11 protein-coding genes and 2 pseudogenes are annotated in these 14215 nt (G+C 68.1%); 7 read left to right on the top strand and 6 right to left on the bottom strand.

The window, feature by feature from the left end:
• Positions 1 to 2657, top strand: a 2657-nt coding sequence (locus EJK15_RS60875) for a WD40 repeat domain-containing protein (RefSeq protein WP_138719489.1), incomplete at its 5' end; no start/stop codon positions are given.
• Positions 2658 to 2806: 149 nt separating this feature from the next.
• Here the strand turns inward: EJK15_RS60875 and EJK15_RS73735 are convergent.
• Positions 2807 to 2950, bottom strand: a complete 144-nt coding sequence (locus tag EJK15_RS73735) for a hypothetical protein (protein ID WP_206061959.1) — start codon at positions 2948 to 2950, stop codon at positions 2807 to 2809.
• A 296-nt stretch (positions 2951 to 3246) separates the two neighbouring features.
• Here EJK15_RS73735 and EJK15_RS73730 point away from each other — a divergent pair.
• Positions 3247 to 3555, top strand: a pseudogene (locus tag EJK15_RS73730) (FAD-dependent oxidoreductase); the annotation flags it as partial.
• The gene (locus EJK15_RS73725) at positions 3516 to 3935 is read left to right on the top strand and encodes a hypothetical protein (RefSeq protein WP_206061958.1); all 420 of its coding nucleotides are present in this window, start codon (positions 3516 to 3518) and stop codon (positions 3933 to 3935) included. The pseudogene EJK15_RS73730 and the gene EJK15_RS73725, both read left to right, overlap by 40 nt.
• Before the next feature lie 47 nt (positions 3936 to 3982).
• Here EJK15_RS73725 and EJK15_RS60865 read toward each other — a convergent pair whose 3' ends face one another.
• Positions 3983 to 4414: a hypothetical protein gene (locus tag EJK15_RS60865; RefSeq protein WP_138719488.1), complete on the bottom strand. Its 432-nt coding sequence runs from the start codon at positions 4412 to 4414 to the stop codon at positions 3983 to 3985.
• A 281-nt stretch (positions 4415 to 4695) separates the two neighbouring features.
• Entirely contained in the window at positions 4696 to 8484 is a 3789-nt protein-coding gene (locus tag EJK15_RS60860; RefSeq protein WP_138719487.1) for a WD40 repeat domain-containing protein, read from the bottom strand.
• Positions 8485 to 8732: 248 nt separating this feature from the next.
• Between EJK15_RS60860 and EJK15_RS60855 the strand changes: the two genes are divergently transcribed.
• Entirely contained in the window at positions 8733 to 9677 is a 945-nt protein-coding gene (locus tag EJK15_RS60855) for a hypothetical protein (RefSeq protein ID WP_138719486.1), read from the top strand.
• A 76-nt stretch (positions 9678 to 9753) separates the two neighbouring features.
• The gene (locus tag EJK15_RS60850) at positions 9754 to 10194 is read left to right on the top strand and encodes a hypothetical protein (protein WP_138719485.1); all 441 of its coding nucleotides are present in this window, start codon (positions 9754 to 9756) and stop codon (positions 10192 to 10194) included.
• 351 nt (positions 10195 to 10545) lie between these two features.
• Here EJK15_RS60850 and EJK15_RS60845 read toward each other — a convergent pair whose 3' ends face one another.
• Positions 10546 to 11349 carry a hypothetical protein gene (locus tag EJK15_RS60845; RefSeq protein ID WP_138719484.1) on the bottom strand — a complete coding sequence of 268 codons (804 nt, stop codon included), beginning with the start codon at positions 11347 to 11349 and terminating at the stop codon, positions 10546 to 10548.
• 105 nt (positions 11350 to 11454) lie between these two features.
• Positions 11455 to 12006, bottom strand: coding sequence for a hypothetical protein (locus tag EJK15_RS60840; protein ID WP_138719483.1), 552 nt, complete (start codon positions 12004 to 12006; stop codon positions 11455 to 11457).
• Positions 12007 to 12247: 241 nt separating this feature from the next.
• On the opposite strand from EJK15_RS60840, the gene EJK15_RS60835 reads away from it, so the two are divergent.
• Together EJK15_RS60835 and EJK15_RS73720 are read left to right on the top strand one after the other, a co-directional pair.
• The gene (locus tag EJK15_RS60835; protein WP_138719482.1) at positions 12248 to 12526 is read left to right on the top strand and encodes a DivIVA domain-containing protein; all 279 of its coding nucleotides are present in this window, start codon (positions 12248 to 12250) and stop codon (positions 12524 to 12526) included.
• 416 nt (positions 12527 to 12942) lie between these two features.
• The gene (locus tag EJK15_RS73720) at positions 12943 to 13323 is read left to right on the top strand and encodes a nitrilase-related carbon-nitrogen hydrolase (RefSeq protein ID WP_138719481.1); all 381 of its coding nucleotides are present in this window, start codon (positions 12943 to 12945) and stop codon (positions 13321 to 13323) included.
• A 408-nt stretch (positions 13324 to 13731) separates the two neighbouring features.
• Here EJK15_RS73720 and EJK15_RS60820 read toward each other — a convergent pair.
• Positions 13732 to 14215, bottom strand: a pseudogene (locus tag EJK15_RS60820) (hypothetical protein); the annotation flags it as partial.

The raw sequence follows: 14215 nt of genomic DNA, 5'->3' as shown, positions 1-14215 counted from the left end.
CGAGGATCGCCCGGCGGGTCCTGCTCAGGCTGATCCAGCCGGGCGAGCAGGCCCAAGACACCCGCCGTCCCGCCGCCCGGGCGGAACTGGACCCGTACGAGGAGGCGGACACCGCGCTGGTCATCGAGCAGCTGGCCGGGGCCAGGCTGCTCACGCTGCATCAGGACGGCGTGGAACTCGCGCACGAGGCCTTGATCGAGTCGTGGCCGCGACTGCGTGGATGGGTGGACGAAGGACGCGATCGCCTGCGTACCCATCGGCAGTTGACCGAGGCGGCCCAAGCGTGGGAGGCGCACGGCCGCGATGCCGGGCTGCTCTACCGGGGCACCCGCCTGGCCGTCGCCGACAAGCTGTTCATCGAGCCGGGTGACCACGACGACCTCACGCCCCTGGAACGGAACTTCGTTGACGCGAGCGCGGCACTGGCCCGGCGCACCTCCCGCAGGCGGGTCACCGTCTCGGCCGTTCTGGTGGTCCTGCTGGTCGCCTCCATGGTCGCGGCAGGAGTCGCCATCCGGCAGGCCGGCCTGGCCGGCGATCGGCTGGAGGAGGCGACGGCCCGGCTGGCCGCCAGGCGCGCGTCCGCCCTGCGGATGAGCGACCCGAGGCTGGCCCGCCGATTGAGCGCCGCGGCCTGGCGGATCGCCCAGGTCCCCGAGACCAAGAGCGAGCTGATCGACTCGATGGTGCGCCCCTTGGTGGACGTCGTCACCGCCCCGTACACCGGGACGGACTTGGCGCATGGGCTCAGCGTGGACGGCACCAGGCTGGCCGTCCACACACCCGTTACGGCGGTCGAGCCGGGCGCACTGCGCGTGCTTGACCTGGCCACGAAGAAGGAGGTCGCGCGCGCCAGATGGACGGGGCAACCTGTCTCGGATGTGGTGTGGAGTCCTGACGGCCGTACGTTGGCGGTGGACGACGGGACCAACGCACAGCTGTGGACCGTCGGCGCCGGAGGCCTGACGGACCTCGGCGTGGCATTCCCCCACCTCGACCCTACGAAGTTCAGCCCGGACGGGCGCTTTCTCATCGGGGTCCGCGATGGGATGAACGAAGCCTTGAGTATCGCGGACCGGACACGCGTGCTCGACGAGCCGGTCAATGCCATCAGCCCGGACGGCCGGCTGGCCCTGGTCATCCGGGCGAAGGCCAAGAAATCGACGAGCACCCGCTCGCCCTCCGACAGCAGGGCCAGCTCGGGGCGGCGGGTGGAGCTCTGGGACATCGAGAAGCGCAAGCCGCTCCGGGCCCCCCGTCTATCGCAAACCGCCACGGAAGGCGTGTTCAGTCCGGACGGGAAGCACCTGGCCGTCTCGACCGGCGACGGTGTCCGGCTGTGGGAAATCTCCTCGGGCAAGGAGGTCCTGCGCCCGCTGGTTCCGCCTGCGGAACGTGTGGAGTTCAGCCCCGACGGCCGGTTCCTTGCCGGGACGTGGGGTGGGGGGTGGGTGCTTCTGTGGCGGGTGGACGACGGCACACTGCTGTTGAGCTCCTCGGTTCTCTCCGGCGTTGTGGGAGCCGATCCCCGTATCTCGCCGGATGGCCGGTTCCTCCGGGTGATGGGCCAGTTCGGCAACTTGAACGTCCTGGACATCTCCCCCTACACCCGCCCTGAGGTGCTCGCTCCGGGAAGCGACAAGCGGCTGTTCAGCCCTGACGGCCGCTTCCTAGTGACGGCGAATCGCCGAAAAGGCAGGCCGGAGGTGCGCATTTGGGATGTCGCCGCGCGGAAACCCGTGAGCGGCCCGCTACCCGTCGACGATCTCCCGGAAAACGACCCTGCGGAGACGGCGTACGCCCCGGTGTTCAGCCCCGATGGGCGCACGCTTGCGCTCACCCACCCCGCGTCCCCCGTGGTGACCTTGTGGGACGCCACGAACGGCCGCAACATCGGCGCGTTGCGCGTCCGGAGACAGGGAGCCGTCGGAGTCTTGTCCGTGGCCTTCTCCCCCGACGGCAGAACCGTCGCGGTCGCCCCCCTCAGCGCGAACCCGGATAGTGAAGAGGCACTCGACGGCCTGGAATTCGACGACCTGGAGTTGTGGGACGTGAGAGCCAGAAGATGGATCCGCTCCGTCTCCGGTGCGGGATCAGGGGCTCTGATCTTCGAGCCGGACGGGCGCCGGTTGCTCGTGGACGGATCCAGCAGGGGACGAATCCTGGTCGATACGGCCACCGGAGCGATACGCCAGTACCCATCCGACGCCCGCGCCGAGGGAGAGATTCTCTTCATCGGGAACACGGCCGCAATCGGCGACAAGGACGGGGGTTTGACGTTCTGGGACAGGGAGTTGCGCAGACGCCTGGCCCCGCCGCAGACCGCGGACACGTCATCAATCAATGCTCTTGTCCCTTACCCGCAGGGCGAACTACTCGCCACCGTCAGCAGCGAAGCCCAAATCGGCATCCAGCTATGGGACTGGCGGGGATATCAGCGGATCGCCTCACCGATCAGCTTCAACACCCAGTCCGTACCGGCCGTGGCATTCAACCGGACCGCTCTCCTCGTCTCATCCGCCGACGGGGCCTTACGTGAGATCACCGTCGATTCGGGCACCGCTACTGCGGTGATCTGCCGCCGTGACGGCGGCCTGTCCCCTGCCGAATGGCGAGAACACATCCCAGAACTGGCCTATCAGAAGACCTGCCACTGACGACACCTCGCGAGGCACCTGCCTCTGCAGTCGCCGGGGTACGCCTCCCGCCAGACGAACCCGGTCGTGCACGCGTGCCAGACTCCTGACGCGTTCTCCGACCGCGTCCGGTCGCGTACGGACGGGTCCACGCATACGTGGTCGCTGGGTCACGCGCCGCGCCAGACGTACCCGCCGGCGCAGATGTCGGGGGCGAACGCGGTCCCGGCGCCGGCTCCCGTGACCCCGAGCAGCGACCACGCCAGGCACCCCGATGCTGCCATCGCCGCGAGCCTGCAGGAACGTGTGAGCATGTTCTTTTTCCTGGAGAGAACAAAGGACGGAGCGCGGGCGGGCACTCCCGGCCCCCGTGATCGCATCCTGTCCCGCAGGCCCACCGCCGGGACATGAGTAGCCCTACTCATGGTTCGCTCTCTGGAGTGCGGCTCGTGCTCTGGCCGCCATGGCGCCATCCACCGGGTGTTCTGCCAGGCCCGACCGCTCCCCGGCCGCGGCACGGCGGGCCGGGACACTACGCGGCACCGGGTCGACCGCGCACGGGTCACACATCGCGCGATAGGAGAACAGGCCCGACACCACGGTCCACGAGCATGCCGACATCACGCGCGTCGAAGCGAACGGCGCGGTCACCGGTGCAGCCGGGCAGATCCCTGCCCAGGTGACCGTGTGGACCGCGGGTTTCACCGTGCACCCGATCGCGGCCGCCACCACCCTGGAGGTGTCCGATACCGGGCGGATCGTCGTCGACGGCACCATGCGCTCGGTCTCGCACCCCGATGTGTACGCCGTCGGCGACGCCGCGATCGCCGAAGGAGCGGGCGGTAAACCACTGCGATGTCCTGCGCCTCGGGAATCCCGATGGCGTGGCTGGCCGCCGACGCCCTCGCCGCGCGCTTGACCGGTCGCAAGGTTCCCGAGACCACGATCGGCTACACCATCCAGTGCATCAGCCTCGGACGCCGCGATGGAATCATCCAGCGCGTGACCCCCGACGATCAGGCCATGTCCACCGTCATCAAAGGCCGGACCGCCGCCCGCATCAAAGAGTTGCGCGAGCGCGGCCTGGAGCATCTCCCACCCGACCGCGATGCTGCCGAGCCGCCGCCACCACCTCGCGGCAACCGACGAAGTGGAAACCCTCTTCGTCACCCCGTGACACGGCCGCTGCGTCCGAACGCAACGGCGAAGCGGAGCCCGAAGCCACCGGTCCGCGTGACCCGGACCGGTGACCCGGACGGAACTCCGTGCCGCAATCGCGACGCCGCGCCTCTCGGGTGACGGCGCGACGGGATCCGAGGCGTCGACTCCGGGGAAGGATCAGTGCCTCAGCACTCAGGGCCCCAAACGGCCTTATGGATATGCGTGACCTTGTCGGGAGAGTTGCCGCCGATCGCGCCCTTGTACCTCCCGGGGCCGGGGTTGTAGTGAAAGCAGGTGACGTTCAGGTGCTCGTCCCCGGTGTCACGCCCGTCGAAATACTTGTAGTGCCAGTACACTCGCACGTGATCCCAGCCCGGCTGCGGCCGGCCGTTGTTGAACGCCCAGATGTGCAGATCCGGCCGCCACGTTCCGACGGGTTCCCTCATGTCGCCGGGCTCGGACCAGAACGGCTTGTCCTGCCCCTCATACCATAGGCAGAAGTTGCCCTTCGGGCAGCCGCTCGGGCTGGCTTCGGCGGCCGCGGGACCGGTCAGCACCGCCAGCGTCGCCACGGTGACGGTCACGCCGGCGGCGGCGCGCGTCACAGCCCGTTTCATGCTGTATCGAATCGCTCTCTCCTTAGCAGCGCAGCGTCGTCATCGGCAATGGCCGGTGACTCCAGGGCGCCGGCCATGATGGCCGCCGCCGTCAGTGCGGCACTTGGTGATGTTCGCAATGGACCTCCTGAATCGAGATGTCCGGGAGCCGGCACCATCCGTGGTCCGGGTGCGGATCCCGGCTGCGGACCCCAGTTTCCGCAGGCGGAGGATTGTCTGGTAGCCCTCTGACATCACTCCAGACAAACCGGTTCACTGGTCCGGGGCCCACGCCGCCGGGTTCACGATCCGGTTCGCGACGAGCAGGTCTGGTGGTAGAGGTCATTCGGGAAGTACGTACGCCACTCCGCATCCGTCAGCCCCCTGCCGGCCCGCCGGCAGACGGCGGTCTCGAGGGCGTCGGGGGCGAGATCGTACTTCTGGACGGGGACGTGCTCTCCTGCCGTGTACAGGCTCCTGCCGTCGGGGCTGAAGGCCAGGGCGAGGATGACGTCGCCCGTCGTCGGCCACGCCGGTCCGATCGGCTGATGTGAGGCGACATCCCACAGTTGCACTGAGCCGTCCGCGCCCCCGGCCGCGAGAACGCCGCCGTCGGGGGAGAAGGCCAGCGCCGAGGTCGCGTTGAGCGGGTCCGAGCTCGCCGTGACCTGTGCGGCCAGCACGCCGAGGCGCCGTTCGACGCGGGCGTCCCACAGGACGGTGCGGCCGGTGTGGTCGCCCGCGGCCAGGTGGCGGCCGTCGGGGCTGAAGGCCAGCGCGCTGGCCCGGCCCAGGCTGGGCTGCCCGGGAGCCTTCGTCACCGATGGCAGCTCGACCACATCGCCTTGGGAGGTGACCATGAGTCGTTGGTCAGGGCGGATCGCGAGTTCACTTGCGAAAACACCGGCCAGCGTCTTCGTGACGGCCTTCTGGCGCAAGTCCCAGACGCTCAACGAACCCGTATTGAGGGTCGACGAGGCGATCAGCACCGACGTGTCCCCTGGAGCGAAGCCGAGCGCCCCGACAGTCCGCATCGCCGACTGATCGAGCACGAGCGTGTCCGTCGTACGCCGGCGGGCTACGTCCCACAAGGACATACGCGTCGGCGAGGACTTTCTCCCCGTGGAACGGCCGAAGGCCAGCGTCCGTCCATCAGAGCTGAAGGCCACGTGCGCCGAGCAGGCCGGTGTCCCGTGGTTCGGCCCTGGGCAATCCATCTCCGGCAGGTCAGCGGTACGCCGCCCGGACCGCCGATCGTGCAGCCGGAAGCGGACGGCATCCGGCTTCTCCATCGGGTAGCCGAGTGCGAGCGTGGTCCCGTCAGGGCTGAAGGCCACTGTGGAGGCCGCTGCCCCCTTCCATTCGGAGGTGACCGCCCGGCCGAGGCTGATGGTGCGGACCGTCATCGGCCATGAGAGGCCGGAGCCTCCGAGATAGCGGATCCAATTGGCGCGTGGGTCCACTCGAAGGTCGAAGGCCGGCTCGCCGGAGAGATCGTGACGGAAGACGGGTAAATCAGGGTGCGTGACACGCCACATGATGATGGCGACCCCATCGGAGGCGACGAGGAAGGCGCCATCGGCGCTGAAGCCGATCTCCTGGATGTTTCGCCGGCTGAACCCCGTCAGCTCATCGCCCGAGGCTATCTCCCACATGCGGATCTTCTCGTCGGTGATGACGGTCAGGCGACGGCTGTCGGGAGTGAAACTCACGTGCTCGGATTGGCACTGTCGCCGGGTGACGCGCGGCGCCCATGGCACGTCGATCCGGCGACCCGTCGCGACGTTCCAGAGCTGCAACCGTTCTCCCGGCAGGCATACGGCCATGAGACGGTCGTCCGGACTGAGTGTCGCGTCCGGAGAATCGGGATTCGGTATGCGGCGCCCGTTCCTTCCCCAGCGCAGGAACGCCGACCCGACATCCCATGTCACCGTGGTGGACTGAGCAGAGGTGCGGCGCGGGGTGGCGACCTCCAGGAGCTCTCTGTGGCTGCCGATGCCCCACACCCGGATCAGATACCGGGAACCAGCTGTTTCGTAGCCGATGACGCTCCGCCCGCTCACCCCCATCTCCACGCCACCATTCGCCCGACCCAGGACCCTCTCGTCGCGTCTGCCCGTGGACAGGTCCCACAGCGTCACCTCACCGTCTCGCCCCCGCGTCGGCAGTTTCCAGGCGTCCCCGTTGCGCACCCCCACAGCCTCTGACCCCACGCCGGGCAGGGACGCCGTCCGGCGATGGGTCTGCAGGTCCCAGGTGGTGACCTGATCGGCGCCGATGCTGACCAGGCTTCGGCCGTCCATGCTGAGATGACGCATCGTTTCCGGATCGCCGTCCGGGGCGATGAAGACGTCCTGCAGACGTTGATGGGCCGCCGCCAGCAGGGCCGAGCGGGTTTCCGGCAGGTCGGCCAGGCGCCACGCCGCCACGCTGAGTCGCATCGCCGTGACCGGGTCCGAGTCGCGCAGGCTCGCCGCCACCCCGGCGGCGCGGCGGGCCTCGGCCTCGCGCTGCCGGATCCGGCTGGTTTCGCCCTGCTGCCAGGCCAGCAGGGCCGCGACCAGCGTCAGGACGAGAAGCGTCGAGATCGCCACGGTGCGGCGGCGGCGATGGCGTCGTTCGCGGTCCCGGGCGGCGATGCCGGCGGTGAGGAACTCCCGTTCCAAGGGGGTCAGGCCGTCGAAAGACGCAAACTGCTCGCAGGCGGTGCTCAGTCGCACGCCGCGATACAGGCTGCCCGCGTCGCGGTCATGGTCTTGCCAGGCGTGGGCGGCCTCGGTGAGCCGGCGCTGGACGCGCATGCGCTCGCGCTCCTCCCCGATCCAGCCGCGAAACCGCGGCCAGGCCGTCAGAAGCGCCTCGTGCGCCAGGTCGACGCGGCCCTCGTCAAGGGTGATCAAACGGGCGTGGGCCAGCCGCTCCAGCAGCAACTCGGTGTCGTCGTCGCCGGTGAGCAGTTCGCCCCGGTCGACCGGGCGGCGGGTGTCCTGCGCTCCGTGGCCGGGGTTGACCAGGCGCAGCAGCAAGTGGCGCAGCCGCTTCTGCTGCGCCGGGGACAAGGCGGTATAGAGGTCCTCGGACGTACGCGCGATCGACGTGTGGATACCGCCCGCGGCTTCGTAGGCGGCCGTGGTCAGGACCCGGCCGTGCCGCCGGCGCCAGGTCTCCAGCAAGGCGTGGGACATCAGCGGCAGGGCACCGGGCTCGTCCTCGACCTCGCCGATGATCCTGGCGGTGAGCTCGCGTTCCACGACCAGACCCGCCCCGGCGGCCGGACCGATGATCGCCTCACGCAGTTCCGCGGGGCTCATCGGACTCATCAGCAGGGTGGCATCGCGTACTGCCTCGGTCAGTTCCCGGTGCTCGGCGCAGCGGCCGAAGAAATCGGCCCGTACGGCGATGACGACCCGCGAACCGCCCTCGGCCGCCCCGGCGGCCAGCAGCGCGTCGATGAAGTCGCGGCGCCGCGCCGCGTCATCGCAGAGGGCGAAGACCTCCTCGAACTGGTCCACGATGATCACACCGTCGGACCACTCCGCGTACGTGCCCGCAGGCTGAGCGCCCGGCGTCAGCACCCGGATCGAAGCAGGCCGCTCGCCGGAACGCCCCGCCTGCCGCAAATGCGGTACCAGCCCGGCGCGCAGCAGCGACGACTTGCCACTGCCGGACGGACCCACCAGCATGACCACGCGGTGCGCGTGCACCAGCCCGGCCAGCCGCTCGACGAGCGCCGCACGCCCGAAGAAGCGCTCGTGATCTTCGGTTTCGAACCGGGCCAACCCGAGGTACGGCGCCTGCGAGTCGTCCGCTGCGGCCGCCTCCTCCAGGACCTCCCTGCTCACCTCGTGCCACCGCGTACGCCATGCCGCAGTGTCCCCGCCACAGGCCTCGACATAGGCCAGGGCGACGGGGAGCGACGGCAGCCGGTCCCCGGCCGCCGCCTGGGCCAGCGTCGCAGGCGAGTAGTGCGCCCGAGCGGCCATCCCCCGGTACGTGGGGCCGCCCGCCTCCTGCCGCAACTTCCGCAATTCGAAGGCGAAGCGGGCGACGGGCCCGCCGTTCGGATCCAGTGGTCGCTCACGCCGCCCCAACGTTTCCCCCGTTCCGCCGATCAGCCTCGCACGAATAGAGAGTGATCAGACGGCGGCATACGGACGTCCCGAAGTACGGAATTTCCTGCTGTGCAGGTGAAGGGCCTGCTGAACCGGCGACACCGGACACGGCACCGGTTTGTCTGGAGCGGTGAAAGGGGGCTGTCAGACAACTTCCGGGCCGCCGAAGCTGAGGTCACGACGCGGCACATAGATCGAACGGGGCCCGCGTCGATCACGTGTCGACAATGGGGAGGGAACGTGCCGAGGATTTCCTGGAAGGCCACGTGATCCGGCCGATGGCGGCCCGGCGCCTCCGGAAATGGTGGCCGGCCGCGCCCGTGGCGGTGGTCGTGGCGACAGTCTTATGGCCGAGCGTTCAGGTCACCCCGGCGTCGCATGACGAGACCGTCCGCGAGACGACGAGCGCCGAATCCGATCTGCTCCATCGAGCCGAGGAAATCCTCGTCCGGGACTGCATGGCGCAGAAAGGGTTCCGTTACTGGCCGAAGCCGCTGGACCCGGTCCTGGACTATCGGGAGTTTCCGTACGTGGTCGACGACGTGAAATGGGCGAAGGCCCATGGATATGGCCGCGACATCGAGCGGGCGCTCGACTGGGAAGACCGCTTCAGCCCTCGCGCCCTGTACTACCGAGCACTCCCCGAGGACCGGCTGAGGGCGGCCAAGATCTCGCTCATCGGAGAACGGCCGGAAGGGCTTGAGGTCACGCACCCGCTGATCGGTTCGATGACCCACAGCGACCGCGGCTGCGTGGCGGAGGCGTGGCGGCAGCTCTACCACGATGCCGAAGCGTGGTTCGGCGCCAAGCAGGTGACCTCCAGCCTCAGCGGCATGCGGATGTCGCTGGTGACGGCGGACGCCGCCTTTCGACAGAGGATCGCGCATTGGAGCCGATGTATGCGCGCGCGGGGATTTACGACGCCCGATCCCCTCGCACTCCGAAGGGAACGGCTCGCCACTGAGGGGCCGTACACCGGGGCGGAAGAGCGGCGCGCGGCCGTGGCCGAAGCCGAGTGCGCCCATTCGTCCGGGCTCGCGAAGACGGCACGCGAACGGGATATCCACTACGCGGCCGTCGTTCGCGAAAGATATCGGCCCTTCTTTGACACACTCGGGCGGCTTCAACAGGCCGCCCTGCCGCAGGCGCGCCTGATCGTCGGCAAAAGCTGACCCCGCGCCCTGTCCTGGACCACCGCACCGGAACCCCGGTCGCGGGGAAACACAACCACGCTCCAGAAAGGAAACAATGAGCAGCATCCGAAAAACTCTCATCGGCGCCGGTCTCGCCCTTCTCGCCTCCGCCGCGGTGGTGACAATGCCCGGCACGGCCCACGCGGACGAGCGGAAGCCGTCCGGCAACATCCACGCCATCGTGGACGGCGAAAGCGACTGCGCCTGGGAGGGAAATTCCACCCGGTGGCCGGACAACTGCAGGAACAAGGTCGACGAGGTCTTCAACGACGGCGTCCCCGGAGGCCGCGACCACGTCAATCTCTACTGGGGTTCAAATTGGAATGGCGCGTACGCGTGCATCGGATACGGAACTCGCTGGAACCTCCGCGGATCCACGGGAGCGAAGTACGTTTTCAACTGGATCCGCAACGGTGACACAGACGGCCGTGGTGAGAAGGTTCACGACAACGTCGCGTCTCACAAATGGGTCACCTCTTGCGGTAACAACACCTGACAGGTGACCGGTTCCCGCAGGGTGCGGACGTACCGCCCCTGCGGGAACCGGTGTTGCTGGACGGCGGCAACGACGAACACGATGGCGCTACTCTTGGCGACCACGCGGGCGCGGCGGAAGGCGAGGTTGAGGTCTTCGACCTTCGGCGTCCGGTCGCGTTGAGGGCAGGGCGAACCGGTTGGTGGACGTGCTCGCGCCGACTTGTGGGGGTGTGCCGGGACGGGCCAGAGTAACGATCTGTTCAGTGCCGGCCGGGCGGGGGTCTTCCGCTGTTGCCGGTGGTGTCGTCGATATCCGCCATCGGGAGGTCCTCGCCCGGCGGCGGACAAGGGCCGGACAAGAGATCGCCGATCACCATTCGTCGGTGATGAGGTGCTTGGGCGGGGCGGTGATCCTGACGGGGGTTCCCCATCCTCGATAGATGATGTTCATCGTCATGGTCTCGGTCTTACCGCCACCGCGCTTCCGGGTGAACCTCATGATGGCGTGGAAACGTCTCGGCAGGTTGTCCGGGCCCACCCAGAGTTTCCAGGTGATCGGCCCGCCCCATGTGCCATCCTCCTCGGTCCCGAAGGTCATCCCGGCCTGCCTCTCACCCAGCTCGGGAACCGTCACCGTGCCGCTGTGGAGGGTCATCTTCACTCCCTCGAAGGTTCCGCCGTCGGCGCTGGTCGCACCGTGAGAGGCGCCCAGCTTGAGGAAGCCCGGGTTGATCCCGTTGATCAGGTCCTCTCCCCAGATGACCCCGGCGAAGTTCCGCCCGTAGCTCCATTTCCCCACCGTCGCCGGCAACTTCCAGACGTACTTGCCGTCCTTGGACCGCACGTAGGCCTGTGAGTAGAACTCCCGGCCGATGCTGATTCCCCGGGACCGGCCTGTTCCTTCTGGCTCCTGGGTGATCTCCGTGGTGTCGGCGGCGTACACGCCTGAAGCCCTGAAGCGGTACGCACCGGACGCCTCCATGTCCCAGGTGGCCGGGGGCCCGCCGCGTCGCTTGACGGAGAAGCGCACGCTGCTTTTCTTCGCGAACTGCTTCTTGATCGCTTTGACGACGGAGTCGAGAGACTTCGATTCGGGAGCCGCGTGCACGGCGCCGCCGGGAATCGTGACGCTCAGCAGGCCGGCCACCACCAGCGCGACGCTCATGCGTTTCATGCGCCGATCATCACGGATGATGATCTCTATCTCATCACGGCGAGTCCCTTGCCCAGCGCTCGCCATCCGGCTGCCGCATTTACCGACTGCTGGAAGTCCAACAGCTCATCCGCTGATCGGTTCATAGGCATCGCCCCATTCGTTGAGCAGGACGAAGCCGGGAAGCGTCACCGTCTCCAGGAGACCGGCCAGCATGTCCGTTGCAGGTGGAAGACGCAGCGTGAGCAAACCGGCCAGCGAGGCACGGCACGCATCAAGATCGACGCCGTTGTCGGCGTACTCTCGTTCCAACTCCGGGACCACTGATCGCATCGCCTCGAGACCACCGGACACGCGTCCGAGACAGTCTCTCCAGTACGGGGCCCTCACGATCAGCTGGATCGCGGCGGTCAGATCGCGGCCGATCAGTCCCGCCTGTCCTTCGGAGTCGGCATACAGCACGGGCCGTTGCCCGGCCGTGTCCCCGCACAGGAAGAACGTCCCGCCCGCGCCGTCACCGGCGACCGCCTCAAGCGCATCACCGGACTCCAGCTTCACTGCCTCGACGTGATCGGTGCGGGAGATGTCGAAGTCGAACGGCCAGGCCAGCAGCTCGACGGCCGCTGGAGTGCGGTGGATGAGGTCGAGCAGAGCTTCCGGGTGCGCCACGGTGAGCACCGTAACAGCTCTCGGCCTTCCTGGATCGCCGGGAAACGATCATGTCCAAATCGGCCCACCCGTCTACCTGCTCGCCTCAGCACGCGGTCGTTTCCACTCTCAGATCCGTCACGATCACCGCGAGGGAGATCGTGTCGGGACGGCGTTGGGCTCCCTACGTGGAGTAGGTCGTCATGAAGCACAACTCCATCTTCGATGTGATCTATTGAGGAGTGCGCCGACACCTGGCAACCTCGGCCTCATGGATGAACCAGTGGAACAAGGGCTGAGCGAGTTCTTCGAAGAACCGTCGCAAAGGTATGAGTTCGACGTGGTTATGCGCGGCTACGACCGCCACCCTGTGAACGAGCTGTTCAACCGGATCCAGAAGACCTTCGACGGCACCGCCGACGAACTCGAACGGGTCACTCCAGATGTCATCCGCGCCACCGAGTTCAACGTCGTTATCCGCGGCTACCATCGCCGACAGGTCCACGAGGCACTACTCGACTGCATGCGGCGGTTGCAGGCCCCTGCCTGAGAAGAGGTCCGCATGGACGGGTCCACGGCAGAGGAGCGATTCCGGATTGACAGCCGCCGCCTGGCGGAGACAGGCCAGTTGAAGGAACAACTGCAGCCCGTGACGGTTCGCCTGCCTGCGGAGTTGATCGGTAGGGCTCGCGCAGCGTGGCTTCGGGATGAGGTCGAAGAACTGCCTGCCGAGGATACGTCCGTCGCCGGTGGCGACACCGACTTGTCCGGTACGGATCGCCCGCGTCATGACAAGGCCCGGACGGTACGGTGCGCCGCGAACGACTGCCGATCACCCGACCAGGCCGCCCGGGGGCCAGCTGCCTCCAGCCGGTCGAGGTCGTCGGCGGACAGCACTGCTCGGGGAATCCACCTCAATGCATTAAACCCATCCCCTCCATTAGGTTGACTGGTTGAGTTTGATACATGGATCTCCCAGGGACGTCACGGCTGGAGTCACGCCTGATGGGCCTGCCTCCGACTTTCACCACCGGACAGGCCCGGTTGGCTTCGCTCTCCTCCCGCGACCTGGCCGACACCCGGCCCACCGGAGACGCCACCGCCACCGCCGAGGACCTCGAGACCGGCCCGACCCGCTCGTTCGCCCGCGACGCCGCCGTCGAGACCGGAATCCACGTGCACGCCTCGCTCTTCGAACGCAGCCCGGGCGCCGACGGCCTGAGCTTCAACACCGCGATCCTCATCGGCCCGGACGGCACGCTGCTCGGCCGCCTCGGTTGCATGTCGAGGCGTGCGCGTACCTGGCGGGGCTGCGCGCGGCGGGCCGGGCGTTCAACACCGAGATGACGTACGCGGGCCGGATCGCTTTGTACTTGTCGTACTGCCTGGGCCACGGCGTGGACTGGTCGAGCCCGAGCCTGGCGCAGCTGATGGCGATGATGCGGTGGCTGGCGGACGAGCCGATGCCGGCGCGGTCACGCAGGCCGGGCGCGCCGGCGCGGTATCGCAGCGAGGGCACCGCGAACGCGATCATGGGGACGGTCGGGAGTTCTTGCCGTTCCCCGTCAAGTCTGCGTGTTGAAGTTCTTAATGCTGTCTTCCCGACGTCCAGATGTCCGGCGGTGCCCGGCCGGATGAGGGGCAAGGACGAGACGGAGGTGCTCCCGCCATCCCTCGGTGTGAGGAGCGTTCCTCCAGTGAGTTGTCCGGGGAAGCACCTGGAAAGGCTCAACAGCTGCCGGTCAGTACCAGTGACTACGAGGCTCCGCCAGACTTGTCGTTGGCGGCGAGGTGGTCGTGCAGGGTCGCGTGGCGGAACTGGTAGACCGGGCCGACGGCACGCAGCAGCCCCAGGCGGTGGGCGTCGTCAAGGAAGTCCATGACCCGCCAGGGAAGCCGACGTTGGAGGGCCAGCCGGGCCACCGCGATGGTGCAGACCAGCCACGCATGATGGTTGCCCATCACGAACCCGGCCCCGAGCCCGAACACGAGCCCGATCGTGATCCCGGCCACAAGCCCTTCCCAGGGCCCGAACACGAGCACAAGCCAGCTCGCGAGCCCGAACGTGATCACGAGCCCCATCGCGAGCCCGAACGCGATCGTGCGCGTGGCCCCGAACCAAATCCCGAACGCGATCCCGACGAGCCCGAACGCGATCCCGAATACGAGCAGGACGGTTGACCGGATGTGGGGGGTGGTGCGGGCGATGTGCCACCAGGTGATGTCGCGGGTGGTGGCG

Source organism: Nonomuraea basaltis, from assembly GCF_005893125.1.
Lineage (GTDB): Bacteria > Actinomycetota > Actinomycetes > Streptosporangiales > Streptosporangiaceae > Nonomuraea > Nonomuraea basaltis.
The sequence above is the reverse complement of the archived record's forward strand: the minus strand, read 5'-3'. Positions and strand labels throughout refer to the sequence as shown.